We start from the raw sequence: 20,968 nt of genomic DNA on the forward strand, positions 1-20,968 counted from the left end.
GAAAAACACAGGATGACGTGGAATCGTGCAGCACGCGTTTGTTTTTTCGGCAGCCAGACCTTGCTGGTGCATGTCGCCTAAAATCCCGCCTCGGACTTGACCCGAGGGTGCAGCGGTTTGTGATGCATGAATAAGAACAAGACCTGAGAAGCGTTGGAGGAAACCGTTCAAGGGCGCGCCTTAGAGCATGATCCCGGTCGAACAGGAAGATTAGAGTCCATCCCGATTTCATCGGGATGGAACAGGCTCTAGGTCAGGAGATCTCCATGCGGCCCGCTTCGGCGATCGCCGGCAGCGTCATCTTCCTTGCTGTAGCGCCCGGCGTGGTCGCCGGACTGCTGCCTTGGCTGCTGACCGACCGCTATCGCCTGCCCTGGTCGAGACTGCCCGGTTTCGTTCTTGTGGGCTGGCTGCTGGTTATCGCCGGCACAGCCATACTGCTGCACGCCTTTGCCCGGTTTGCCCTGGAGGGCCTGGGTACGCCAGCCCCGGTCGCGCCGACCGAAAGGCTGGTGGTCGGCGGCATCTACCGCCATGTGCGCAACCCGATGTATGTCGCTGTGCTGTCGATCATCCTCGGCCAGGCACTGCTGTTTTCGAGCTGGGCGGTCGCCGCCCATCTAGTCATCGCCGCGGCCGCCATGATCTCTTTCGTGAAACTATATGAGGAACCGACGCTTGCCCGCCGCTACGGCGCCGAATACGAAGCCTACCGCTGCGCGGTACCAGGCTGGCTGCCCCGCCTGACACCTTGGCGCGGGTAATTTCTGGACGCCGACAATTAGCGAAACCGGCGATACGGCCCCCTTCTCCCCGTCACTATCCGGGGAGAATGACGCTTTCACCGAAGCTTTCGCCAATCGCCGGCGCTGCTCGGAAAAGTCGACGAGCTGCACTAGAAACTAAAACGACCAGCTGCGCGCCTTGGCGATGATGAAATCGCGGAAGACATGCAGCTTCGCCTGGTTCTTCATCGCGTCGGGATAGGCGAAATAGGTATCGAAGGACGGCACTTCGGTTTCGGGCAACAACTGCACCAGCCCGGAATCCTTGCTGACCACATAATCCGGCAGCATGGCTATGCCGGCGCCGCCCTGCACCGCCCGCTTGATCGACAATATGTCGTTGATCTGCAGCGTCGGCACCCTTTGCCCACCTTCGAAATCGCCGACCGTCTCCAGCCAGTTCAGTTCCGACAGATGCGCCGGCACCGGCACGCCGAAGGTGACGATGCGATGGCCCTTCAGCTCGGCGATCGAATTCGGCTTGCCGTATTTGTTCACATAGGAGGGCGCCGCGTAGAGATGGAAATGCACGGTGAACAGGCGGCGCTGGATGAGGTCCGGCTGCTGCGGCTGGCGCAGCCTGATGGCGCAGTCGGCTTGGCGCATGGTGAGATCGAGCTCCTCATTGGCCAGGATGAGCTGCAGGCTGACCTCGGGATAGAGCTCGATGAATTCCTGCACGCGCTCGGTCAGCCAGCCGGCGCCGAGGCCGACCGTGGTCGTCACCCTGAGCACGCCGGAGGGCCGGTCCTTGGTTTCGGTCAGTCGCGATTTGATGGTTTCGAGCTTCATCAGCACGTCGTGTGCCGTGCGGAACAGCATCTCGCCCTGCTCGGTCAGCACCAGCCCGCGGGCATGGCGATTGAACAGCGGCACGCCGACGTCATGCTCGAGCGCGCTGACCTGCCGCGAGATCGCCGATTGCGACAAATGCAGTGTTTCCGCGGCATGGGTGAACGACCCCGCTTCTGCTGCGGCGTGAAACACGCGTAGCTTGTCCCAATCCAACGCCATGATTTCCCCTCGTCCTGTTTTCTGGCGTCCGCCTGTTTTGGCGTCTGAATGAAAAATCAGGCTTTTGCGCGGCTTTTCTCAGCCGCATGTTCAACAATCACTCCGCCGCTTCGCGGTGAACCTCGATCCCCGCCAGATATTTTTCCGCCTCGAGCGCGGCCATGCAGCCAAGCCCGGCCGCCGTCACCGCCTGGCGGTAGATATCGTCGGTCACGTCGCCGGCGGCGAACACGCCCGGCATGTCGGTGCGGGTCGAATCCGGTGCCGTCCACAGATAACCGTTCGGCTTCTGCTTCAGCTTGCCGGCAAACAGCTCGACCGCCGGTGCGTGGCCGATCGCCACAAACACGCCGTCGACCACGAGATGCATCTCCTGCCCGGTCACCACATTGCGCAGCTTCAGCCCTTCGACCGAAGGCGGCATCGGCGCCTTGCCGGGCCGGCCAGTGATCTCGTCGACGACCGTATCCCAGATGACGCGGACATTGTCCTTCTGCAGCAGCCGCTCGCGCAGGATGCGCTCGGCGCGGAAATCGCTGCGCCTGTGGATGACGGTGACGCTCTTGGCCAGGTTGGAGAGATAGAGCGCTTCCTCCACCGCCGAATTGCCGCCGCCGATCACCGCGACATCCTTGCCGCGATAGAAGAAGCCGTCGCAGGTGGCGCAGGCCGAGACGCCAAACCCCATGAAGGTGTGTTCGCTCGGGATGCCCAGCCACTTCGCCTGCGCGCCGGTGGCGATGATCAGCGCGTCGGCGGTATAGGTCGTACCGGAATCGCCCTTGGCGCGGAACGGCCGCACATTGAGGTCGACCTCGGTGATGATGTCGTTGACGATGTCGGTGCCGACATGCTCGGCCTGCTTGAGCATTTCGCTCATCAGCCATGGGCCCTGGATCGGGTCGGCGAAGCCCGGATAGTTTTCGACATCGGTGGTGATCATAAGTTGCCCGCCCTGCTGCAGGCCGGCGACCAGCATTGGCTTGAGCATGGCGCGGGCGGCATAGATCGCCGCCGTATAGCCGGCAGGGCCGGAGCCGATGATGAGAACAGGCGCGTGCTTGGTGATCATGAAAAGCCTCTGCGGGGGAGCAGCCATGGATTGTGGCATGAACTCTCGTCGATTGTTGCGCGTAATGTAAGTGTTGCCTGCGACGCCAGCAAGGCAAGTTGCCGTTCGTCCCCTGAAAGCTTCCGCACCGGCGACGGCGACAAGCAACCGGTAGCAAGATGATGCGAAAATCCTCGATCCACCGGATGGAATAGACAGCAAAGTCGTTTAACTACAAAGTCGCGAAAGATTCTTTCGCGTCACCACGGAAGCCCGCACGGAAGCCGCCATGCCGATCAAGGCCGATCTCGATGCCATCGACTGGAAGATCCTGCGCGAGCTTCAGCAGGACGGGCGCATGACCAATGTCGAACTGTCGAGCCGGGTCGGCATTTCGGCGCCGCCATGCCTGCGCCGCGTCAGGCGGCTGGAAGAAGCCGGCATCATCCGCGGCTACCGCGCCTTGCTCAACGCGCCGGCGCTCGGCCTCGACGTCGTCGCCTTCTGCCTGATCGGCCTGCATCACCAGGCCGACGCCGAGCTCAAGACCTTCGCCGAGCGCACCCGCGGCTGGCCGATCGTGCGCGATGCCTGGATGGTGTCGGGCGAGTCCGACTTCCTGCTGCATTGCGTGGCGAGCGACCTCGGCACCTTCCAGACCTTTGTCATCGAGGAACTGGCCTCGGCAGCCAATGTCGATACGGTGCGAACCGCGCTGACCATCCGCCGCGTCAAGGATGAAGGGCTAGTGGCGTTTTCAGCTTGAGAGACCTGAGAAACAAAACCCGCCTCAACGGGCGGGTCGTCGGCGCGAGTGGGCACCATAGTTGAATTAGTAGCATAGCTGCCGGCACAAAGCAAGAACAAAATGTGGCAGCCTCGACGAATCTGCCGATCTCCCCCCTTGCGGGGGAGATGCCCGGCAGGGCAGAGGGGGGTGTGACGGATCGCCAACGTCCGATTTCGACCGCTACCAAAATCAGGCCGTCGGCCGAGGATTGCGCTGTAATTGGCTGACCGGTCGGAGGGACAGCGCCCCCCTCTGCCCTGCCGGGCATCTCCCCCACAAGGGGGGAGATCGGCAGCTTCAGCGCTGGCGCCTAATCGAATACCCAATCACCCCGCGTCGCAGAGGCGCGTTTCGACCATTTCGCAGAGATGGTGGTAGAGGCACAAATGCCCCTGCTGGATGATCGGCGTCGAGGTCGAGGGTACGTTGAGCAGGATGTCGGATAGCGGCTTCAGCTTGCCGCCGGTGTCGCCGGTCAGGCTGATGACCGTCATGCCCATCATGCGCGCCTGCTGGGCGGCGGCGAGAATGCTTGGCGAATTGCCGCTGGTCGAGATGGCGAGCAGCACGGCGCCCGCCGAGCCATGCGCCTCGACCTGGCGCGCAAACACCGTGTCGAAGCCGTAGTCGTTGCCCCAGGCTGTCAGCACCGCCGCATTGGCGGGCAGCGCGATGACGTTGTAGGCCTTGCGCTCCCTGAGGAAGCGGCCGACCAGCTCGCCGGCGATGTGGATGGCATCGCTGGCCGAGCCGCCATTACCGGCGATCAGCAACGCCTTGCCCTGCGAAAGCGCGGCGACGACGGCGCTGACCGCCCGCTCCATCTCGCTGGTCAGGTCGCGCTCGACCATCGCCGAAATCGCGGCCGCCGAGCGGGCCAGGTAATCGTTCAGTTCGGACATGAAATCCTCAGTTCCCGGCGCGCAATCTGCCGATGGTGCCGGTCGTGCTCTTGCCGGCGACGAGGTCGACCAGCACGACGCGCCCGCCGGCCTTCTGCACGACATCGGCGCCAACCACCTGATCGACCGTATAGTCGGCGCCCTTGACCAGTATGTCGGGGCTCAGCGCCTCGATCAGCGAAAGCGGCGTATCCTCCTCGAAGATGACGACGGCGTCGACCGAGGCAAGTGCTGCCAGCACGCAGGCCCGGTCATGCTGGTCGTTGACCGGGCGCCCCGGCCCTTTCAGCCGGCGCACCGAGGCATCGCTGTTGAGGCCGAGCACCAGCCGGTCGCACTGGCTGCGCGCCGCGTGCAACAGGCTGACATGGCCGGCGTGCAGGATATCGAAACAGCCATTGGTGAAGCCGACGCTCAAGCCCTCGTCCTTCCAGGCCGCCACCAGCCGCGCTGCGGCGGCGGCATCGAGGATGGCATCCTTGTGGGCAACCGGACCATGCGAGCGAAACAGCGCGCCGGTGAGTTCCTCGATCGTCAGCCGCGCCGTGCCGCGCTTGCCGACGACAACGCCGCCGGCCGCGTTGGCGATCGATCCGGCCATGACACGATCCGCCCCTGCAGCAAGCGCCAGTGCAAACGTCGCGATCACCGTGTCGCCGGCGCCCGAAACGTCGAACACTTCGCGCGCCTGCGTGGCGATATGGCGGGCGTCGTCCGCACCGACGACGCTCATGCCCTTCTCACTGCGCGTCGCGACGACGAAATCGAAACCGTGCGCCGCAATCAGCTGGCGCGCCGCCGCCTCGATCTCGTCGTCGGCGAACACCGCGCGGCCGACCGCCTCGCCGAGCTCCTTGCGGTTGGGCGTGATTGCCGTCGCGCCGGCATAACGCGCATAGTCGCTGCCCTTCGGATCGACCAGCACCGGCTTACCCGCCGCGCGGCAGATCGAGATCAGCTCGCCGGCGACGCCTTCGAGCAGCACGCCCTTGCCATAGTCGGACAGGATGACGATGTCGGCGCCGACCAGCGCGTCGCGGAAATGCCCGACCATCATCGCCCGCTCGGCATCGCCCAGCGGCTTGATTTCCTCTTCGTCGAAACGCAGCACCTGCTGGTTGAGCGCGCTGAAGCGGCTTTTCGACGACGTCATGCGGTCGGCATCCTGCGCCAGCCCGCCGGTGTCGACGCCAAACTCGCCGAGCATGCGCATGAGGTTCTTGCCGGCCTCGTCAGCACCGATCACCGAGACCGGTATCGCGGCAGCGCCGAGCGAAACGATATTGGCGACGACATTGCCGGCGCCACCCATTGCCAGCATTTCGCCGCGCCCGTGCAGCACGGGGATCGGCGCCTCCGGCGAAATGCGCTCGATTACGCCATTGACGAAACGGTCGAGGATGAAATCGCCGACCACCAGCACAGTGGCGCTGCCGAAGCGCAAGATGGCGCGGTGAAGAGGTTCGGGTGAAGGCAGCTTGATCATGTCAACGCGCGGGAGAGCCGATTTCAGTGACAGGGAAATTCGATTGGCAGGGCCGGCCGTTCATGGCGATGCCGATATACCGCAATTCCAGCCAACGCAACGGCAGGCCTTCGACCGATCGCGGCAGCGCGACGGTGCGTCAGCTTTTCTGCAACGCGACATGCACGCCCAGCCCGACGAGCACCGCACCGCCGGCGCGCCGCATCAGTCGTTGCGCCCGGCTCGAGCGCCGCAGCCTGGCGGTCACCGCGCCGGCCAGCATCACGCAAACAATGTCGGCCGACGAGAACATCAAATTGACGATCGTTCCAAGCACGACGAACTGCAGCCAGACCGGAAACGCTGCCGAGGCATCGATGAATTGCGGCAGGAACGCCATGAAGAAAATCGCCGTCTTGGGATTGAGCACCTCGACGGCAACGCTCTCGAAAAAGGCGCGGCGGGCGGATTTCGGCTGAATTCCCGGCAAAACCGCATCGCCTTGGGCCTTGGCGCGAAACAGCGAAACACCGAGCCAGATCAGATACAGTGCACCGACCAGCTTGACCGCCATGTAAAGCACCGGCACGGCATGGAAAAGCACCGACAGGCCGACAGCGGCGGCGAAGACATGGACATAGCCGCCGAGATGGATGCCGAGCGCCGCCATCAGGCCGGACCAGCGGCCGCGCGCCATGGTTTGCGCGGCGGCATAGAGCATCGCCGGACCGGGGATATAGGCGAAGATCGCCGTGGTGGCGAAAAAGGCGACAAGCAGTTCGGTTGACGGCATTACCTTGCTCCTGTCGCCGGTCGGCCGGCAGGCCGACCGAAACGAGACCTTTGCGGCGCCACTATGACGCTCATCCTGCCGCCCGCCACCTGCTTTGTCGACAGCCCGGCCCGGCTCCCCTATAAGGCCAGAATCCCACAAGGCTACAACCGACACAAGGTACCAGAGGCTTTCATGATCATCGTCACGGGCGGCGCCGGCATGATCGGTTCCAACATCGTCGCCGCGCTCAACGCCGACGGTTTCAGCGACATCCTCGTCGTCGACGACCTCACCGACGGCCACAAGATCGCCAATCTCGCCGATCTCGAGATCGCCGATTATCTCGACAAGGACGATTTCCTGGCGCGGATGGAAGCCGGGGACCTCGGCCGCATCGAGGCCGTCTTCCACCAGGGTGCCTGCTCGACCACCACCGAATGGAACGGCAAGTTCATGATGGAGGTCAACTACACCTATTCGAAGCACTTGCTGCACGCCTGCCTGGCCCTGCGCGTACCCTTCCTCTATGCCTCGTCCGCTTCGGTCTATGGCGGCGGCGCCGAGTTCCGCGAGGATCCGCAATACGAATGGCCGCTCAACGTCTATGCCTATTCGAAAAAGCTGTTCGACGACTATATCCGCCGCACCGTGTTCGATACCGACCATTCGCCGGTGGCGGGCCTGCGTTATTTCAACGTCTACGGACCGCGCGAGGCGCATAAAGGCGCCATGGCCTCGGTCGCCTTCCATTTGTTCAACCAGGTCGAACGCGGCGAAAACCCCAAGCTGTTCGGCGCCTATGACGGTTTCGGGCCCGGCGAGCAGAGCCGCGATTTCATCCATGTCGGCGATGTCGCCGACGTCAATCTGTGGCTGTGGAAACGCGGCTCGAGCGGCATCTTCAACTGCGGCACCGGCAAGGCCCAGCCGTTCCGCGCCATTGCCGAAACGGTGATCGATACGCTCGGCCAAGGCCAGATCGAATTCATCGAATTTCCCGACCACCTCAAGGGCAGCTACCAGAGCTTTACGCAAGCTGATATGTCCCGCTTGCGCGCAGCCGGTTACAATGGCCAGTTCCGCACAGTGGAAACCGGCGTCAGAGACTATGTCGAATGGCTGAAAGCCCAACGATCCTCGTGATCGGCCCACGCTGGGTGGGCGACATGGTGATGGCGCAGTGCCTGTTCCAGGCGCTGAGGGAGCTTCATCCGAACGCCGCCATCGACGTGCTGGCGCCGGCCTGGGCAGCCCCCCTGGTCAAGCGCATGCCCGAAATACGCCAGCAGATCGATCTGCCGCTGAAATCCGGCGCGTTCGAATTCCGCGTCCGCAGGCGCTTCGGCCGCCTGCTGCGCGGCCGCTACGACATGGCCTATATCCTGCCGGGCAGCTGGAAGTCGGCGCTGATCCCGTTCTTTGCCGGCATTCCGCGCCGCGTCGGCCATCTCAAGGAAATGCGCTATGGGCTGCTGACCGACATCGTGCCCTTGCCCGATCGCCTGAAACGGCGCACCGCGCAGGCCTATTTCGGCCTTGCCCAGGGCGGCGGCTTCCGGGCTCCCAAGCTTGCCGTCGATCAGGATAACCAGGCGGCACTGCTCGGCCGTTTCGGGCTGACGGCGAGGAAATTCGTGGCACTTATGCCCGGCGCCGAATTCGGCCCGGCCAAGCGCTGGCCGAGCGAACACTATGCCGGCCTCGCCCGCGAGATGATGGCGAAGGGGCTTGGCGTCGCGCTGTTCGGATCGAAGAACGACGCCGAGGTGACGGCTGAAATCGCCGCGCTTGCGCCGGGCGCCGTCGATCTCGCCGGCCAGACGCGGCTGGAGGATGCCATCGACCTGATCGCCGCGGCGAGGCTCGCCGTCTCCAACGACAGCGGGCTGATGCATGTCGCCGCCGCGGTCGGCACGCCGGTTGTCGCCGTCTACGGCTCGACCTCGCCGCAGAACACGCCGCCGCTCGCAGAGCGTCGCGAACTGGTCTGGCTCGGCCTGTCCTGTTCGCCGTGCCACAGGAAGACCTGCCCACTCGGTCATCTCAACTGCCTGAAGGCGCTGGACGTCGAACGCGTGGTGGTGGCGGCGGAGCGGCTGCTGGAAATGCCGGCCGCCGCATGAAGGTGCTGATTGTCAAGACGTCGTCGATGGGCGACGTCATCCACACCTTTCCCGCGATCGAGGATGCGCGCCGCGCCCGGCCCGGCCTGTCGTTCGACTGGTGCGTGGAAGAGGCCTTTGCCGGCATCGTGGCGCTGCATCCCGCCATCCAAACCATCCACAGCGTGGCGATCCGGCGCTGGCGCAGGAAGCTGCTCGAGCCCGGCACATGGCGGGAAGTGGTCGGCTTGTGCCGCGCCTTGCGCGATTGCCGCTACGACCTCGTTCTCGATGCGCAAGGCTTGCTGAAATCGGCGCTGGTGGCGCGGCTGGCGGCAGGACCGATCGCCGGGTTCGACCGCTCGAGCGCCCGCGAGCCTTCGGCGAGTTTATTTTATGGCCATCGCTACGCCGTGCCGCGCGGCCTGCACGCAATCGAGCGCACGAGACGGCTGTTCGGGTTGGCGCTCGGCTACGAGCCGGATTTTTCCCGGCTTGACTCCGGCATCGTTCCGCCAGCCGGAAGATCGACTTTTGTCGGCGAAAAGACCGCCTTCCTGCTGCACGGCACCAGCCGCGAGGACAAGAAATGGCCGGTCGCGGACTGGATCGAAACCGCCCGGCTTCTCGTGGCACGAGGGATGACGCCGGTCACCACCTGGTCGAACGACCGGGAAAAGGCAGTTGCCGAGGCGATCGCCGGCGCCGTTTCGCAAACCGTGGTGGTTCCCAGGTCGCCGCTTGCCGAGATCGCCGCCGTCATCGGCGGCTCGGCGCTGGTCATCGGCGCCGACACCGGCCTGACCCATCTCGCCAGCGCTTTCGGCCTGCCGACGGTGGCGGTATTCCTGGCCACCGAGCCCGGTCTGACCGGCCCGCGCGGCCCATTCTCATCGACGCTGCTGGCCAAGCCCGGCCGCGGCGTCACGCCGCCGGAGGTGATGGCGGAAGCAGAGAGATTGCTGACACTCAAATCGCAGGCTGCGATGTAGAATTTTAGCGGGCGGCAATTGCTGGCTGCGCGTCGGAGGGATGTATGTCGAAGTTTCAGATGCAGATCGAGACTGCCCACCCGATTCTGTTCCTCTCCGACTCCTCGCCGCTGGTGTCGATCCCAGACAATGCGGGCGAGATATTCGCCACTGCAACCAGCGATTGCCTGTGCTTTTGCGGATTGTCCTTTGTCGATGGAGCGACCCTCGTAACCATCACGGATCAGAATTGTGAGGGTGGCGGGGCGAAATTCTTCTGCGGAACAATCGACGTCCCAAGCGGAGTGGCCACTTTGAGCGACAGCAGCTCGTTCCGCTATGTGAACATACCGGTCCCGCCGGGACCGGTGTCAATCGAAGTTTGGGCTGACAACGACCAAAATCCCGATTGGGTCTGGGTCAAGCTTGGGGCGATCCGCGCCCGCTGAGCAGCCTTTCGCCCGCAAGCACGCTGTTTATCGGCTCGCGGCCTAAATAAACTGCACCTGGACGATCTCGTAGCCCCTGGCGCCGCCCGGTGCGTTGACCTCGATGGCGTCGCCGACTTCCTTGCCGATCAGGGCACGCGCGATCGGCGAGGAGATCGAGATGCGGCCGGACTTCACGTCAGCCTCCTGGTCGCCGACGATCTGGTAGGTCTTTTTCTCCTCGGTATCCTCGTCGACCAGCACCACGGTGGCGCCGAACTTGACCTTGTCGCCGCTGAGCTTGGTGACGTCGATCACCTCGGCCCGCGCGATCAGATCCTCGAGTTCGTTGACCCGGCCCTCATTGAGGCTCTGCGCCTCTTTTGCCGCGTGATATTCGGCATTTTCGGAGAGGTCGCCATGCGAGCGCGCTTCGGAGATCGCCTCGATGATACGCGGCCGCTCCTGTTGCTGGCGCCAGCGCAGTTCTTCCTTCAATGACGCGAACCCCTCGCCTGTCATCGGGACCTTGTTCATATGCCTGACCTTTCCTGCCGCCGCCCCCGCAATCGGGAGCGACCTTGTCGATGGTACAAAAAGAAAACGGTCCGGCAGCCTCGGGCTAACGGAACCGTCTCACCACAATTTCGCAAGATATAGCAATCTTCGCGGGTTTTTCACGTCCAAAAAGTCGGTTTTTGAAAAATCATCGACCGATTGCGCGGCTGACCCAACGTAAAGCGGGGTTCCAAGATCGTATCGTGTGTACCGTGATGCCAAATCCCGGTTGTGGCCAAACGTGCGCAGCACAGCAAAAAACCGGCTGCGATCGCTCACAGCCGGTTATGAGGAGCGTTCCGGAGGATCAGCTCCTCATGAAATGATCGATCTGCTCCGACAGCATGCCGTATTCGCGAGACCCCTTGCCCGTGCGCTTCTCGATTTCGCGGAGCTGTTCCTGGGCGCCGGCAAGATCGCCGATCTGCAGGTGCGCCTCGCCGAGATATTCGCGCACCAGCGTGTAATTCGGGTCGATGCGCAGCGCTTCCTCGTAATAGCCGAGGCCGACGGTGACACGGCCGGAATGGCGGTGCGAATAGCCAAGATAGTTGAGGATGCGCGGATCCTGCTTGTTGGCGGCGAGGCTGAGCACGGCGATCGCCTCGTCATAGCGTCCATCCATGGCCAGCGCGCGACCGGCATCATAGATGCTGTCGTCGTCCAGCATGCCTTGCTTCGGCGAGACACATTTCTTCTGCTTCTTGTCCCAAACCTCCCCCTTCTTGCACTGGCTCTGGCCGCCGCCGCCACCTCCCCCGCCTTCACCAGCCGAAAACGCCGGCGCCACAAACAGCGGTAGGGCGGCGATGGCCATGACCTGAATCAGCAGTCGTCTGCGCATTACACTCTCCTTTGAACCTGACAATGCAACACTAACGCCGGGCCGAAGCCGTTTCGTCCCCGGAAAATGCCATTCTATCTCAAAACCGCGATCTCTCCCAGGAAGGCCATCTTATCCCGGGAACAGAGGGCGTCGGAAATCATGGTTCACGATTAACGCCGACGCGCAAGAGAACGTGACGAGCGCTGCAAATCCGCTATCATCGGGCCGACCGAGCACGAAGCAGGGAGACGGCCGGTGCAGCAACGCGTTGAACGAGACTGGGAGCTTTCGATCGGTCCCGACACCGTGCGCCTGTTCATCCTGAAGGCGAAGGCGCTCAGCGCCGCCGTCAACGAAGACTATGCCGACGGCGCCGAGCACGAGGTAGAGCTCGACGGCAACGCGCACGACAACCACCATCACGACGGCCTTGCCGAGGAAAGCTCCGAAAATCTCACGGAGGAGGAACTGCGCGAACTGATCGACGACCTCAATGTCGACGAAGCGGCCGAACTGATTGCGTTGGCCTGGGTCGGTCGCGGCGACTATGACGCGACGGAATGGACGGACGCGCTGACCGCCGCCCGCGAGCGCGCCAACAAGCGCACGGCAAAGTACCTGCTCGGCATGCCGCTGCTGGCGGACTGGCTCGAGGAGGGCCTGGAAGCGATCGGCGCGTGACGGCGCGGTTACCGATTGTGATCGCCGGCCCGCCTCGCCCAAGGCAACTTCCCCGCATTCTGGCCGTTGCGAAGTAATGGCGGCGTTTGGCTTTTTCAGATTGGGTAGATTGCTGCTGGCCGTTACGGCTACGTCGCTGACGGGACCCGCTCTGGCCAAGGCGCCCGAACTGCCGCAAACTGCACCGGTTCCGCAGTTCAACCAGGAAGCCACGCCGCCGTCGCCAGCCGACATCCCGGTCCCCGAGCCGCGCCCGGCGGATGCCCCGGAGGCTGAGCCGCCCCAAAACGAGCAGCCGCAAAACGGGCAGCCCCAAAATGGCCAGCCCAAGACCCAGCAGCCGGAGCCGCCGGCGATTGCACCACAGCCTCCTGAAAAGCCGGCGCAGGCTGAGCCGCCGGCAAGCCCACCGGCCGCGCCACCAAACCCGGCCGAGGCAGACAAAAAGACGGAGCAAGAAATCCTTCCAGATCCTCGCTCGGCCGCCATTGCCGGGAAGGAAATGCCGGCCGAAGAATTGGCCTGCCGCAGGCGGCTGAAGTCGATGGGCGTCGATTTCGAGGAGCGCAAGCCCGAGCATGATACCGCGGTCGGTTGCTCGATCCCTTACCCGGTCGTGCTGAAAACGCTCGGCAAATCCATCGCCATCGGTCCCGAAACCGAGCTCAATTGCCAGATGGCGGAAGCGGCCGCCCGCTTTGCTGCTTCGGTCATCCAGCCTGCCGCAAAGGCCGAGTTCGGCACGGATATCAAATCGATCGGCCAGGCCTCCGCCTTCGTCTGCCGGCCGCGCCACGCCGGCGGCAAACTGTCGGAGCACGCCTTCGGCAACGCCCTCGACATCGCCAGCTTCACGCTTTCCGACGGGAAAGAGATCGATGTCGGTCCAACGCCGCCGCAGAAGGACGCGGAATTCCTGGATGCAGTGCGCAAGGCCGCCTGCGGGCCGTTCAAGACCGTGCTTGGCCCCGGCAGCGATGCCGATCATTCGCTGCATCTCCACTTCGACCTCGAACCGCGCCGCAATGGCGGCACGTTTTGCCAATGACGCCGGGCGCCGACAGTGGCGCCGCAATTTGGCCGCAGGCGTGAACGGCGCCGCTGATTTTTCCTTTACTCTTCAGGTTTAGAGTCTGTGCCATCCAGGGACAGGAACCCTTCCGATGGCCGGGCTATTTGGCGCTGCGCTTGCCGCTGCGCGGCACACAGGACGCGCGCGCATGGCCGGCAGGCTTGCCGCCATGCTTGCCATTGCGGCGATCTCCGCCTGCAACACCGGCAGCGTATTGTCGCTGCAGCCGGCCGTCGATGTCGGCAGCCAGACCGCTGCCGTTCCGCCCAATTCCGACCCACAAGATTCCGGCCCCCAAGATTCCGGCCCGGAATATTCCGGCATGCAGCGCCTCGTCCCGTCCAACCCCTATTTGACGGCCGCCTATCCGCGCTTGGACAACCCGATGTCGCCGGCCGAACAGATGCCGGCCGCAGAGATCGATTGCCGCAAGGAACTGAAGCGCCTCGGCGTCATCTACACCGACGTTGCGCCGATCCACGAAGGCCAGTGCGGCATCGACTATCCGGTCAAGGTATCGGCCATCGGCAGCGTCGAGATGAAGCCGGCCGCGACGCTGACCTGCGACATGGCCGCCACCTTTGCCGGCTGGACCAGGAACGAACTCGTCCCGTCGGCCCGCTGGCGCTATTTTTCAGGCGTCAGGACCATCCACCAGGGCTCGAGCTATTCCTGCCGCAGGATTGCCGGCGAAGGTGTTTTGTCGGAACACGGCAAGGGCAATGCACTCGACGTGATGAGCATCGAGCTCAACAATGGCGACGACATCGACGTCCGCAAGCCCGGCCTGTTCGCCTTCCGCACACGCGGCTTCCTCAACAATGTGCGCGCCGACGGCTGCCAGTACTTCACCACAGTGCTCGGCCCCGGCTACAATTACGATCACCGCAACCATTTCCATTTCGACATCAAGAACCGCAAGAACGGCTACCGCGCCTGCCGCTGATTGCAGCCCCTGCCCAAGACTTGCTGCGGCGGTTAAGATCGTCGAGCCGTCGCGGATTCGCGGAACCTGCACCGGCGCGCGGCGGTTGTGCCATTAACGTCCTAAGAGGATGGCGTGGGGCATATTGACAGCTGTGATAAAGTGAATGGCCATGAACAAGAGCGTCTTCGCTTACATCAATCCGGCCATTCTCAAATGGGCCCGGGAACAAGCCAGCCTCACCCCCGAAGTAGCGGCGGAAGGCCTTGGCGTGTCCGTCGACAAACTGCTTGCCTGTGAATCCGGAGAAAAGCAGCTGACGTTCCCGCAATTCCTGAAGGCTGCGAATTTCTACAAGCGTGCGCCGGCGATTTTCTACCTCGACCAGCCGCCAAAAGGCTTCCAGCCAATTCAGGACTTCCGCCGTCTCCGCGAGACACCAGAGGATGCGTTCAAATCCGGCCTGGAATGGACCATTCGTCAAGCCCAGGAGCGCCGCGAGCTCGCGCTTGAGCTGCGCGCCGATGTCGGCGACCCCATTCAGGAGTTCACCTTGAGGGCGACCGTCAACGATGACGTGGAGAACCTAGCCAAGGTCATCCGCGATTATCTCGGCGTGCGCAAGATCGACCAGCAGGGCTGGCGCGCCAAAGCATTTGACAACTGGCGGGCAGCGATTGAGGCCAAGGACGTGCTGGTATTTATGGTGCCCCGACTCGCCCTGACCGAAATGCGCGGCGTCGCGATAGCCGATGCAAGGTTGCCCATCATCCTCATTAATTCCAAGGACCGCACCAACGGCCGCACGTTCACGCTTTTGCACGAGTTCTGCCATTTGGTGGTCCGCGCCAGCGGCATCAGCGGCCTCGACTTTGTGGCCCCCGAGCCGGCCAAGGCCATAGTCGAGCAATTCTGCAATGCGGTCGCTGGCGCCACCCTCGTGCCCCGCGATTGGTTGTTGGGCGAGCCTCTGGTCCGTGCCAAGGGCCAGGACGTGACTTGGGATAACGACGAACTGGCTGCCCTGGCGGCCCGTTTCGGCGCCAGCCGCGAGGTTGTCCTGCGCCGGCTGCTAACCCTCGGCCGGACAACTAACGCCTTCTATGAAAGCCGCCGTGCGGCCTTCCAGAAGGAATATGACGCGCTTGACCAACGCACCTCCTCCACCGGCGGACCGCCGCGTCACCTGACCGTACTGAGTCAGCTAGGTCGGAGTTACACGCGTCTGGTGTTCCGAGGCTACTACGATCGCCAGCTGACGCTAAGAGACGTGGCCAACCACCTCAACATGCAGGTCAATGCCGTTCCCGATATCGAGCGCGCTGCCTTCGGCATGAACGGATAGGTCGGTGGCAACGGTCTATTGCATCGACACATCGGCGCTGATAGCCGCCTAGTACGAACGCTATAAGCCGAAACGCTTTCCGAAACTGTGGAATCAGTTCGACGCCTTGATTGGCGAGGGCCGCTTGGTGTCGTCGCTCCTGGTGTTGAACGAGTGCGAAAAACGCTCACCCGACTTGCACGAGTGGTTGAAAGAGCGCGAAGCCATGTTCATCGCCCCTGACCAGATGCTGCAACAGCGGGTGCACTATGTCCTCAACACCTACACAGGGCTGGTCGCGGCCGGCAAGCAGAAGTTTGCGGCCGACAGCTTCGTCATCGCGACGGCGGATGTGCGTGGCTACACGCTGGTCACCGAGGAAACGGGCCTAGACAGCCTCCGGAAGATCCCCGGCGTTTGCAATGCCATGGGAATTCCCTTCTGCAATCTGATGCAACTGTTTGATGCGGAAGACTGGACGATCGGCTAGGCGCCGACGGCTGCCAGTATTTCGTGCAAAAGCGCCCCGATCAGCTGCGTTGCGTGCCGCCGGTGGAAGCCTTGATGTGCTGCGCCACCAGACCCTGGACGTGCCACAAGTTTCTGTCGCGGATTCCGCTTTCCTCGAGCATGCTGACGGTGCGGAACAGATACTGGGCGGACGAACCCCAATGTCCGGCTGCGCGCGCCAATGTCTGTGCCACCTGATCGAGCGGCAGCCGCCCGGCATAAGCTTTGCCGTCGGGCGCCGCGACGAAGGCCAGGGCGCGTAGCGGACCGTCGCCACGCGCCGGTTTGCCCTTCATCACGCCCTCATTCGTGCTAGCCGGTTCTACGCCATTTCATGCTAAAATATGACGATAGACCGGCTGAGCGCCGCTTGCCAAGGATTTCCGGCCTGCCAATTCGAGCGCCAATGCATGAGCCAACGAAGCCTTCGACGACGTGCAACGACCTGGCTGGTGGCATGCTGTGCCGCTTATCTTTCGCTCGCCTATTTCGCCGCGCCTGAGTTCTGGACGTTGCGGGACCGCAATTTTCGCAGCCGGCAATTCGAGATGGTGACGCACACGCCGCAAGGCATTCTGGGCGATCCGATCAATGTCGGCCTTGTCGGCACCAGGAAGGAGCTTGTCCATGCTTTTGCCGTCGCCGGCTGGGATACGGCAGACGCGATCACGCTGAAGACCGCGATCGAGATCGGCGAAAGCGTGCTGTTTAACCGCCCCTATCCCGATGCGCCGGTCAGCCGGCTGCTGTTCGAAGGCCGCGCCCAGGACCTCGCCTTCGAAAAGCCGGTCGGCGACAGCGCCGACCGGCGCCACCACGTCCGTTTCTGGCAGACCGATGCGACCGGCGACGACGGCCGGCCGCTTTGGCTTGGCTCGGCAAGCTTCGACCGCGGCGTCGGCCTCAGCCACGATACCGGCGCGATCACCCATCACATCGGCCCCGACATCGACGCCGAGCGCGACGGGTTGATGCGCGACCTCGCCGCTGCCGGCATGCTGATCTCGACCAGCCAGATACCAGGCGTCGGCGCCACAAAGGCCGGGCGCAACGGCGAAGGCGATCCCTATTTCACCGACGGCAAGGCCATTGTCGGCGTGCTGCTGCAACTGCCGTAAGCGCCATCAGCCTTCCCGTCTGACAGCCATTTTCGTGCCGACGGGGTTCAGGGCACGGCGATCACGATCTTGCCGAACGGTCCCGTCTCCAATCGCTCAAATGCCTGCGGCACCTCGTCGAAGCCAAACACCTTGTCGATCACCGGCTTGATCGCAAGCGTCTCGATCGCCTGGTTCATCCGCTCGAAAGCGCGGCGATGGCCGATCGATATGCCCTGTACGACGATCCGGTTGCGCAGGAACGGAATGATCGGGAAACTAAGCTCCATGCTGCCGAGAAGGCCGATGAGCGACAGCCTGCCGTCGGCGCCCAGCGCATTGAGCGAGCGCCGCGCATTGTCGCCGCCGACCATTTCCAGCACATGCCTGACGCCGGCGCCGTTTGTCAGCTTGCGCGCCGCCTCGTCCCATGCCGGCTGGCTGCGATAATTGATTCCCTTCCAGGCGCCGAGCGCCTTCGCCCGCTCGAGCTTCTCGTCGCAGCTCGAGGTGACGATGGCGCGCAGGCCTAAGGCGGCGGCAAATTGCAGCGCAAACAGCGACACGCCGCCAGTGCCCTGGATGAGAACGGTTTCGCCCGGGATCGGCTTGGCCGCCTCGACCAGCGCGAACCAGGCCGTCAGCGCCGCGATCGGCAGCGTCGATGCCTCGATGTCGCTGAGCGACGGCGGCGCCGCCACGGCGGCATCCTCATGAAACAGCACATGCTCGGACAGCGTGCCGGGCAGTGACGAACCCAGCGTATGCTTGTGCAGCACGGGCGGCGCGTCGCCGTCCGGCCAGTCGGCGATGACCTGGCCGAGCACGCGCTGCCCGATGCCGAAGCGGCTGACTTTGCCGCCGATCGCCACCACCTCGCCAACCGCGTCCGATGTCGGCACGAACGGAAAGCTGAGGTCCGGTATCAGCACGCCATCGACGATCATCCTGTCCTTGTAATTCAGCGATACCGCTGTGACGCGCACCAGCAGGTCATGCCGCCCGGGTTGGGGCAGCTTGCCCTCAGCCGGCTTCAGCCTGGACAGACCGAAACCGTTCATCTGCCAGGATTTGTTTTCGGTGCTCATTTGGTTCGCGCTCCGCGGTTGATGGCTGCGCGGACATTTACGCTGTTTCACTATGGAGAAAAGAGCTTCTATGTGGCACGTTTTGCAACGGATTAATGAGTGAAACTCTACAATAGGAGCGCTTCATTGGAATCGGCCAATCTGCAGGGCATCGTCGCATTCGTTCATACCGTGGAGGCTGGCAGCTTCACCGGCGCCGCTGTCCGGTTGCATGTCACGAAATCGGCGGTCGGCAAGTCGATCGCACAGCTGGAACAGCGATTGGGCGTTCGCCTGCTCAACCGTACCACCCGTAGCCTCGGCCCAACCAGCGAGGGCCTGAGCTACTATGAAGCCTGCGTCAGGGCGCTGGCCGAGATCGAAGCCGCCCAGTCACTGCTCGCTTCCCGCAAGCAGGTGCCTTCCGGGCGGCTGCGCGTCGACCTGCCTCTGGCTTTCGGCCGGCGATGCGTCGCCCCGGTGCTGTTCGACATTTCCAAAAAATTCCCGGATCTGACGATGGAAATCTCGTTCAACGACCGGCGCGTCGACCTGATCGAGGAAGGCATCGATCTGGCGGTGCGCATGGGCGATCTCGACGACAGCCTTTCGATCGCCGCGCGCCGCATCTATGCCCAGCGTTCGGGCATCGTCGCCGTCCCCGCCTATCTCGACGCCCATGGCAGGCCGCAATCGATCGAGGATCTCGCCAGGCATAGCCTCATCGGCTACGGCCGCGACGGCGCTGTCCATCCCTGGACCGTCAGGCATGCCGACGGCCGTCTCGAAAAATTCGCGCCCAAGGCGCGGCTGGTGCTCGGCCACGGCGAACCGATGCTCGATGCGGTACTGGCCGGCTGCGGCATCGTCTTTCTGCCGACATGGCTGACGGCCGACAGCATCAGGCGCGGTGAGCTCGAAATGGTTCTGTCGGACTGTCTTGTCGAAAATACCGCGGTGCATGCCATCTGGCCGGTAACACGCAACCTCGCGCCAAAGGTGCGCGTCGTTGTCGACACCCTGATCGAGCATTTTTCCGCGCCGCCCTGGGATGCCGCTTGATTGCTCCGCCGGCTAGTTGAAAAGACAAAGGGCCATTGCTTAAGGTTTGCGCTGCCAGGGCGGCGCCGACTTCGACAATTGATAACCTCCAACACGAATTGGGCATTATCTTTTCTGTCTGAAGCGATTGCCCTGAAAAATCGCGACCGTCCTATTTTCGAAAACCGCGTGGCAATGCTATGGACCCGGCATGCTTTATGCTGAAATTGCCATCGTGGTCGTCCTCATCTGTGTGAACGGCCTTCTGTCGATGTCCGAGCTCGCCATCGTCTCGTCGCGGCCGGCGCGCCTCAAGGCGATGATCGACCGCAACGTCAAGGGCGCTGGCCGGGCTCTGGCGCTCGGCGCCAATCCGGGCAAATTCCTGTCCTCGGTGCAGATCGGCATCACTTTGGTCGGCGTCTTGTCCGGCGCCTTTTCCGGCGCCACGCTTGGCGAGCGGTTGGCCACCTTCCTGGTGTCGGCCGGTATCCGCGAAAGCCTCGCCGACCCGCTCGGCGTCGGCATCGTCGTCGCCCTAATCACCTATGGCTCGCTGATCATCGGCGAACTGGTGCCCAAGCAGATCGCCTTGCGCGACCCCGAACGGGTCGCCGTCAGGGTCGCTCCGGCAATGACCATCCTCGCCAGCATCTCGGCGCCGCTGGTTTTCCTGCTCGACTTTTCCGGCCGTGCCCTCCTGTGGCTGCTTGGCCAGCGCGGCCAGAGCGAGGAGAAGGTTACCGACGAGGAGATCAAGATGCTGGTCGCCGAGGCCGAGCACCACGGCACCATCGAATCCGACGAACGCCGCATGATCGCGGGCGTCATGCGGCTCGGCGACCGTGCCGTGCGCGCGGTGATGACGCCGCGCACCGAGGTCGACTGGATCAATTTGCAAGCCGACGAGGCCGCCATCAGGAAGCTGCTGATGGATACCCAGCATTCGCGCCTGCCGGCCGGCGACGGCGGCGTCGATGCCATGATTGGTGTCGTCCAGACCCGCGACGTGCTGGCCGCGATGCTGGGCGGCCGCGCCCTGGACCCGCGCCGGCACGTGCGCACCGCCCCGATCGTGCATGACCAGGCCGACGCGCTGGATGTGCTTGCGACGCTGAAGGAATCCGACGTGCCGATGGCGCTGGTGCACGACGAATACGGCCATTTCGAAGGCATTGTCACCCCGGCCGACATACTGGAAGCGATCACCGGCGTCTTCCGCTCGGACCTCGATGCCGGCGACGAGGAAAACGCCGTCAAGCGCGAGGACGGCTCATGGCTGCTCGCCGGCTACATGCAGGCCGACGAGATGGCGGAGGTTCTCCGCATCGACCTGCCCGAGAACCGCGACTACGAAACCGTCGCCGGCTATGTGCTGTCGCATATGCACCATCTGCCGGCGACCGGCGAATGCGTCGACGCGCAAGGCTGGCGCTTCGAGGTCGTCGACCTCGACGGCCGCCGCATCGACAAGCTCATCGCCACCCGACTGCCCGGCGCCCACCGCGAGGTCGTGCGGTAACGATCGACGCGACTTATGGGCTATATGCTCGCGGCGACACCGCTCGCACAATCAAAGTTGAT

At 63.5% G+C, this 20,968-nt stretch carries 22 protein-coding genes and 1 pseudogene; 14 read left to right on the plus strand and 9 right to left on the minus strand.

What is annotated here, in order from left to right:
* The first annotated feature begins 266 nt into the window (after positions 1–266).
* Complete coding sequence (locus NKH43_RS18240; protein WP_352859276.1) at positions 267–764, plus strand: methyltransferase family protein; 498 nt, start codon at positions 267–269, stop codon at positions 762–764.
* Positions 765–902: 138 nt separating this feature from the next.
* Here NKH43_RS18240 and NKH43_RS18245 read toward each other — a convergent pair whose 3' ends face one another.
* Together NKH43_RS18245 and trxB are read right to left on the minus strand one after the other, a co-directional pair.
* Complete coding sequence (locus tag NKH43_RS18245; RefSeq protein WP_352859278.1) at positions 903–1,799, minus strand: LysR family transcriptional regulator; 897 nt, start codon at positions 1,797–1,799, stop codon at positions 903–905.
* Positions 1,800–1,896: 97 nt separating this feature from the next.
* Positions 1,897–2,871, minus strand: a complete 975-nt coding sequence (trxB, locus tag NKH43_RS18250) for a thioredoxin-disulfide reductase (protein ID WP_023719101.1) — start codon at positions 2,869–2,871, stop codon at positions 1,897–1,899.
* A gap of 268 nt (positions 2,872–3,139) precedes the next feature.
* Between trxB and NKH43_RS18255 the strand changes: the two genes are divergently transcribed.
* Complete coding sequence (locus tag NKH43_RS18255) at positions 3,140–3,616, plus strand: Lrp/AsnC family transcriptional regulator (protein WP_352483142.1); 477 nt, start codon at positions 3,140–3,142, stop codon at positions 3,614–3,616.
* A gap of 350 nt (positions 3,617–3,966) precedes the next feature.
* Here NKH43_RS18255 and NKH43_RS18260 read toward each other — a convergent pair whose 3' ends face one another.
* From NKH43_RS18260 to NKH43_RS18270, 3 genes are all read right to left on the minus strand, one after another.
* Positions 3,967–4,542 (minus strand): D-sedoheptulose-7-phosphate isomerase, encoded by a 576-nt coding sequence (locus tag NKH43_RS18260; RefSeq protein WP_023678348.1) that lies wholly within the window; start codon positions 4,540–4,542, stop codon positions 3,967–3,969.
* Positions 4,543–4,549: 7 nt separating this feature from the next.
* Positions 4,550–6,028 (minus strand): D-glycero-beta-D-manno-heptose-7-phosphate kinase, encoded by a 1,479-nt coding sequence (gene rfaE1, locus NKH43_RS18265; RefSeq protein WP_352859280.1) that lies wholly within the window; start codon positions 6,026–6,028, stop codon positions 4,550–4,552.
* A 139-nt stretch (positions 6,029–6,167) separates the two neighbouring features.
* On the minus strand, positions 6,168–6,800 hold the full coding sequence (locus NKH43_RS18270) for a LysE family translocator (protein ID WP_352859282.1): 633 nt from the start codon (positions 6,798–6,800) through the stop codon (positions 6,168–6,170).
* Between the two features lie 174 nt (positions 6,801–6,974).
* Here NKH43_RS18270 and rfaD point away from each other — a divergent pair, with 174 nt between their 5' ends.
* The 4 genes from rfaD to NKH43_RS18290 are packed head-to-tail and all read left to right on the plus strand — an operon-like array spanning position 6,975 to position 10,304.
* The gene (gene rfaD, locus NKH43_RS18275; protein WP_352859284.1) at positions 6,975–7,925 is read left to right on the plus strand and encodes an ADP-glyceromanno-heptose 6-epimerase; all 951 of its coding nucleotides are present in this window, start codon (positions 6,975–6,977) and stop codon (positions 7,923–7,925) included.
* Positions 7,898–8,905, plus strand: a complete 1,008-nt coding sequence (waaF, locus tag NKH43_RS18280; RefSeq protein ID WP_352859285.1) for a lipopolysaccharide heptosyltransferase II — start codon at positions 7,898–7,900, stop codon at positions 8,903–8,905. Before rfaD ends, waaF begins: the two co-directional genes overlap by 28 nt.
* The gene (gene waaC, locus NKH43_RS18285; RefSeq protein ID WP_352856882.1) at positions 8,902–9,876 is read left to right on the plus strand and encodes a lipopolysaccharide heptosyltransferase I; all 975 of its coding nucleotides are present in this window, start codon (positions 8,902–8,904) and stop codon (positions 9,874–9,876) included. Before waaF ends, waaC begins: the two co-directional genes overlap by 4 nt.
* A gap of 59 nt (positions 9,877–9,935) precedes the next feature.
* Complete coding sequence (locus NKH43_RS18290) at positions 9,936–10,304, plus strand: hypothetical protein (RefSeq protein WP_352859287.1); 369 nt, start codon at positions 9,936–9,938, stop codon at positions 10,302–10,304.
* 42 nt (positions 10,305–10,346) lie between these two features.
* Here NKH43_RS18290 and greA read toward each other — a convergent pair whose 3' ends face one another.
* Complete coding sequence (gene greA, locus NKH43_RS18295; RefSeq protein WP_023719113.1) at positions 10,347–10,820, minus strand: transcription elongation factor GreA; 474 nt, start codon at positions 10,818–10,820, stop codon at positions 10,347–10,349.
* A 328-nt stretch (positions 10,821–11,148) separates the two neighbouring features.
* A complete protein-coding gene (locus tag NKH43_RS18300) occupies positions 11,149–11,685 on the minus strand; it encodes a tetratricopeptide repeat protein (protein WP_352494917.1) in 537 nt (178 codons plus the stop codon).
* A 237-nt stretch (positions 11,686–11,922) separates the two neighbouring features.
* Between NKH43_RS18300 and NKH43_RS18305 the strand changes: the two genes are divergently transcribed.
* The 5 genes and pseudogenes from NKH43_RS18305 to NKH43_RS18325 all read left to right on the plus strand — a co-directional run.
* Entirely contained in the window at positions 11,923–12,348 is a 426-nt protein-coding gene (locus tag NKH43_RS18305) for a DUF3775 domain-containing protein (RefSeq protein ID WP_023719115.1), read from the plus strand.
* A gap of 76 nt (positions 12,349–12,424) precedes the next feature.
* Entirely contained in the window at positions 12,425–13,396 is a 972-nt protein-coding gene (locus NKH43_RS18310) for an extensin-like domain-containing protein (protein ID WP_352483137.1), read from the plus strand.
* A 115-nt stretch (positions 13,397–13,511) separates the two neighbouring features.
* Positions 13,512–14,366 carry an extensin-like domain-containing protein gene (locus NKH43_RS18315; RefSeq protein WP_352483136.1) on the plus strand — a complete coding sequence of 285 codons (855 nt, stop codon included), beginning with the start codon at positions 13,512–13,514 and terminating at the stop codon, positions 14,364–14,366.
* Between the two features lie 145 nt (positions 14,367–14,511).
* Positions 14,512–15,690: an ImmA/IrrE family metallo-endopeptidase gene (locus tag NKH43_RS18320; RefSeq protein WP_352859290.1), complete on the plus strand. Its 1,179-nt coding sequence runs from the start codon at positions 14,512–14,514 to the stop codon at positions 15,688–15,690.
* Between the two features lie 67 nt (positions 15,691–15,757).
* Positions 15,758–16,159, plus strand: a pseudogene (locus NKH43_RS18325) (DUF4411 family protein); the annotation flags it as partial.
* Positions 16,160–16,199: 40 nt separating this feature from the next.
* On the opposite strand, the gene NKH43_RS18330 reads toward NKH43_RS18325, so the two are convergent.
* Entirely contained in the window at positions 16,200–16,475 is a 276-nt protein-coding gene (locus tag NKH43_RS18330) for a gamma-glutamylcyclotransferase (RefSeq protein ID WP_502906488.1), read from the minus strand.
* Positions 16,476–16,589: 114 nt separating this feature from the next.
* Here NKH43_RS18330 and NKH43_RS18335 point away from each other — a divergent pair, with 114 nt between their 5' ends.
* Positions 16,590–17,297, plus strand: a complete 708-nt coding sequence (locus tag NKH43_RS18335) for an LssY C-terminal domain-containing protein (RefSeq protein ID WP_352483134.1) — start codon at positions 16,590–16,592, stop codon at positions 17,295–17,297.
* A 47-nt stretch (positions 17,298–17,344) separates the two neighbouring features.
* Here the strand turns inward: NKH43_RS18335 and NKH43_RS18340 are convergent, their stop codons facing one another.
* Entirely contained in the window at positions 17,345–18,364 is a 1,020-nt protein-coding gene (locus tag NKH43_RS18340) for a zinc-dependent alcohol dehydrogenase family protein (RefSeq protein WP_352592476.1), read from the minus strand.
* Between the two features lie 126 nt (positions 18,365–18,490).
* Here NKH43_RS18340 and NKH43_RS18345 point away from each other — a divergent pair, with 126 nt between their 5' ends.
* Complete coding sequence (locus NKH43_RS18345) at positions 18,491–19,405, plus strand: LysR family transcriptional regulator (RefSeq protein ID WP_352859292.1); 915 nt, start codon at positions 18,491–18,493, stop codon at positions 19,403–19,405.
* A gap of 190 nt (positions 19,406–19,595) precedes the next feature.
* A complete protein-coding gene (locus tag NKH43_RS18350) occupies positions 19,596–20,906 on the plus strand; it encodes a hemolysin family protein (protein ID WP_352592482.1) in 1,311 nt (436 codons plus the stop codon).
* Positions 20,907–20,968: the final 62 nt, after the last annotated feature.

It is taken from the genome of Mesorhizobium sp. M1163 (assembly GCF_040318415.1).
Classification (GTDB): Bacteria; Pseudomonadota; Alphaproteobacteria; order Rhizobiales; family Rhizobiaceae; genus Mesorhizobium.

What these genes read in the sequence shown, in the direction of transcription:
- waaC (WP_352856882.1), top strand. Translation starts at nt 8,902, where the DNA reads ATGAAGGTGCTGATTGTCAAGACGTCGTCGATGGGCGACGTCATCCAC.
- waaF (WP_352859285.1), top strand. Translation starts at nt 7,898, where the DNA reads ATGGCTGAAAGCCCAACGATCCTCGTGATCGGCCCACGCTGGGTGGGC.
- NKH43_RS18335 (WP_352483134.1), top strand. Translation starts at nt 16,590, where the DNA reads ATGAGCCAACGAAGCCTTCGACGACGTGCAACGACCTGGCTGGTGGCA.
- NKH43_RS18240 (WP_352859276.1), top strand. Translation starts at nt 267, where the DNA reads ATGCGGCCCGCTTCGGCGATCGCCGGCAGCGTCATCTTCCTTGCTGTA.
- NKH43_RS18255 (WP_352483142.1), top strand. Translation starts at nt 3,140, where the DNA reads ATGCCGATCAAGGCCGATCTCGATGCCATCGACTGGAAGATCCTGCGC.
- NKH43_RS18320 (WP_352859290.1), top strand. Translation starts at nt 14,512, where the DNA reads ATGGCCATGAACAAGAGCGTCTTCGCTTACATCAATCCGGCCATTCTC.
- NKH43_RS18315 (WP_352483136.1), top strand. Translation starts at nt 13,512, where the DNA reads ATGGCCGGGCTATTTGGCGCTGCGCTTGCCGCTGCGCGGCACACAGGA.
- NKH43_RS18270 (WP_352859282.1), bottom strand. Translation starts at nt 6,800, where the DNA reads ATGCCGTCAACCGAACTGCTTGTCGCCTTTTTCGCCACCACGGCGATC.
- NKH43_RS18340 (WP_352592476.1), bottom strand. Translation starts at nt 18,364, where the DNA reads ATGAGCACCGAAAACAAATCCTGGCAGATGAACGGTTTCGGTCTGTCC.
- greA (WP_023719113.1), bottom strand. Translation starts at nt 10,820, where the DNA reads ATGAACAAGGTCCCGATGACAGGCGAGGGGTTCGCGTCATTGAAGGAA.
- NKH43_RS18300 (WP_352494917.1), bottom strand. Translation starts at nt 11,685, where the DNA reads ATGCGCAGACGACTGCTGATTCAGGTCATGGCCATCGCCGCCCTACCG.
- NKH43_RS18290 (WP_352859287.1), top strand. Translation starts at nt 9,936, where the DNA reads ATGCAGATCGAGACTGCCCACCCGATTCTGTTCCTCTCCGACTCCTCG.
- NKH43_RS18350 (WP_352592482.1), top strand. Translation starts at nt 19,596, where the DNA reads ATGCTTTATGCTGAAATTGCCATCGTGGTCGTCCTCATCTGTGTGAAC.
- NKH43_RS18310 (WP_352483137.1), top strand. Translation starts at nt 12,425, where the DNA reads ATGGCGGCGTTTGGCTTTTTCAGATTGGGTAGATTGCTGCTGGCCGTT.
- rfaD (WP_352859284.1), top strand. Translation starts at nt 6,975, where the DNA reads ATGATCATCGTCACGGGCGGCGCCGGCATGATCGGTTCCAACATCGTC.
- NKH43_RS18260 (WP_023678348.1), bottom strand. Translation starts at nt 4,542, where the DNA reads ATGTCCGAACTGAACGATTACCTGGCCCGCTCGGCGGCCGCGATTTCG.
- NKH43_RS18330 (WP_502906488.1), bottom strand. Translation starts at nt 16,475, where the DNA reads ATGAAGGGCAAACCGGCGCGTGGCGACGGTCCGCTACGCGCCCTGGCC.
- rfaE1 (WP_352859280.1), bottom strand. Translation starts at nt 6,028, where the DNA reads ATGATCAAGCTGCCTTCACCCGAACCTCTTCACCGCGCCATCTTGCGC.
- trxB (WP_023719101.1), bottom strand. Translation starts at nt 2,871, where the DNA reads ATGATCACCAAGCACGCGCCTGTTCTCATCATCGGCTCCGGCCCTGCC.
- NKH43_RS18245 (WP_352859278.1), bottom strand. Translation starts at nt 1,799, where the DNA reads ATGGCGTTGGATTGGGACAAGCTACGCGTGTTTCACGCCGCAGCAGAA.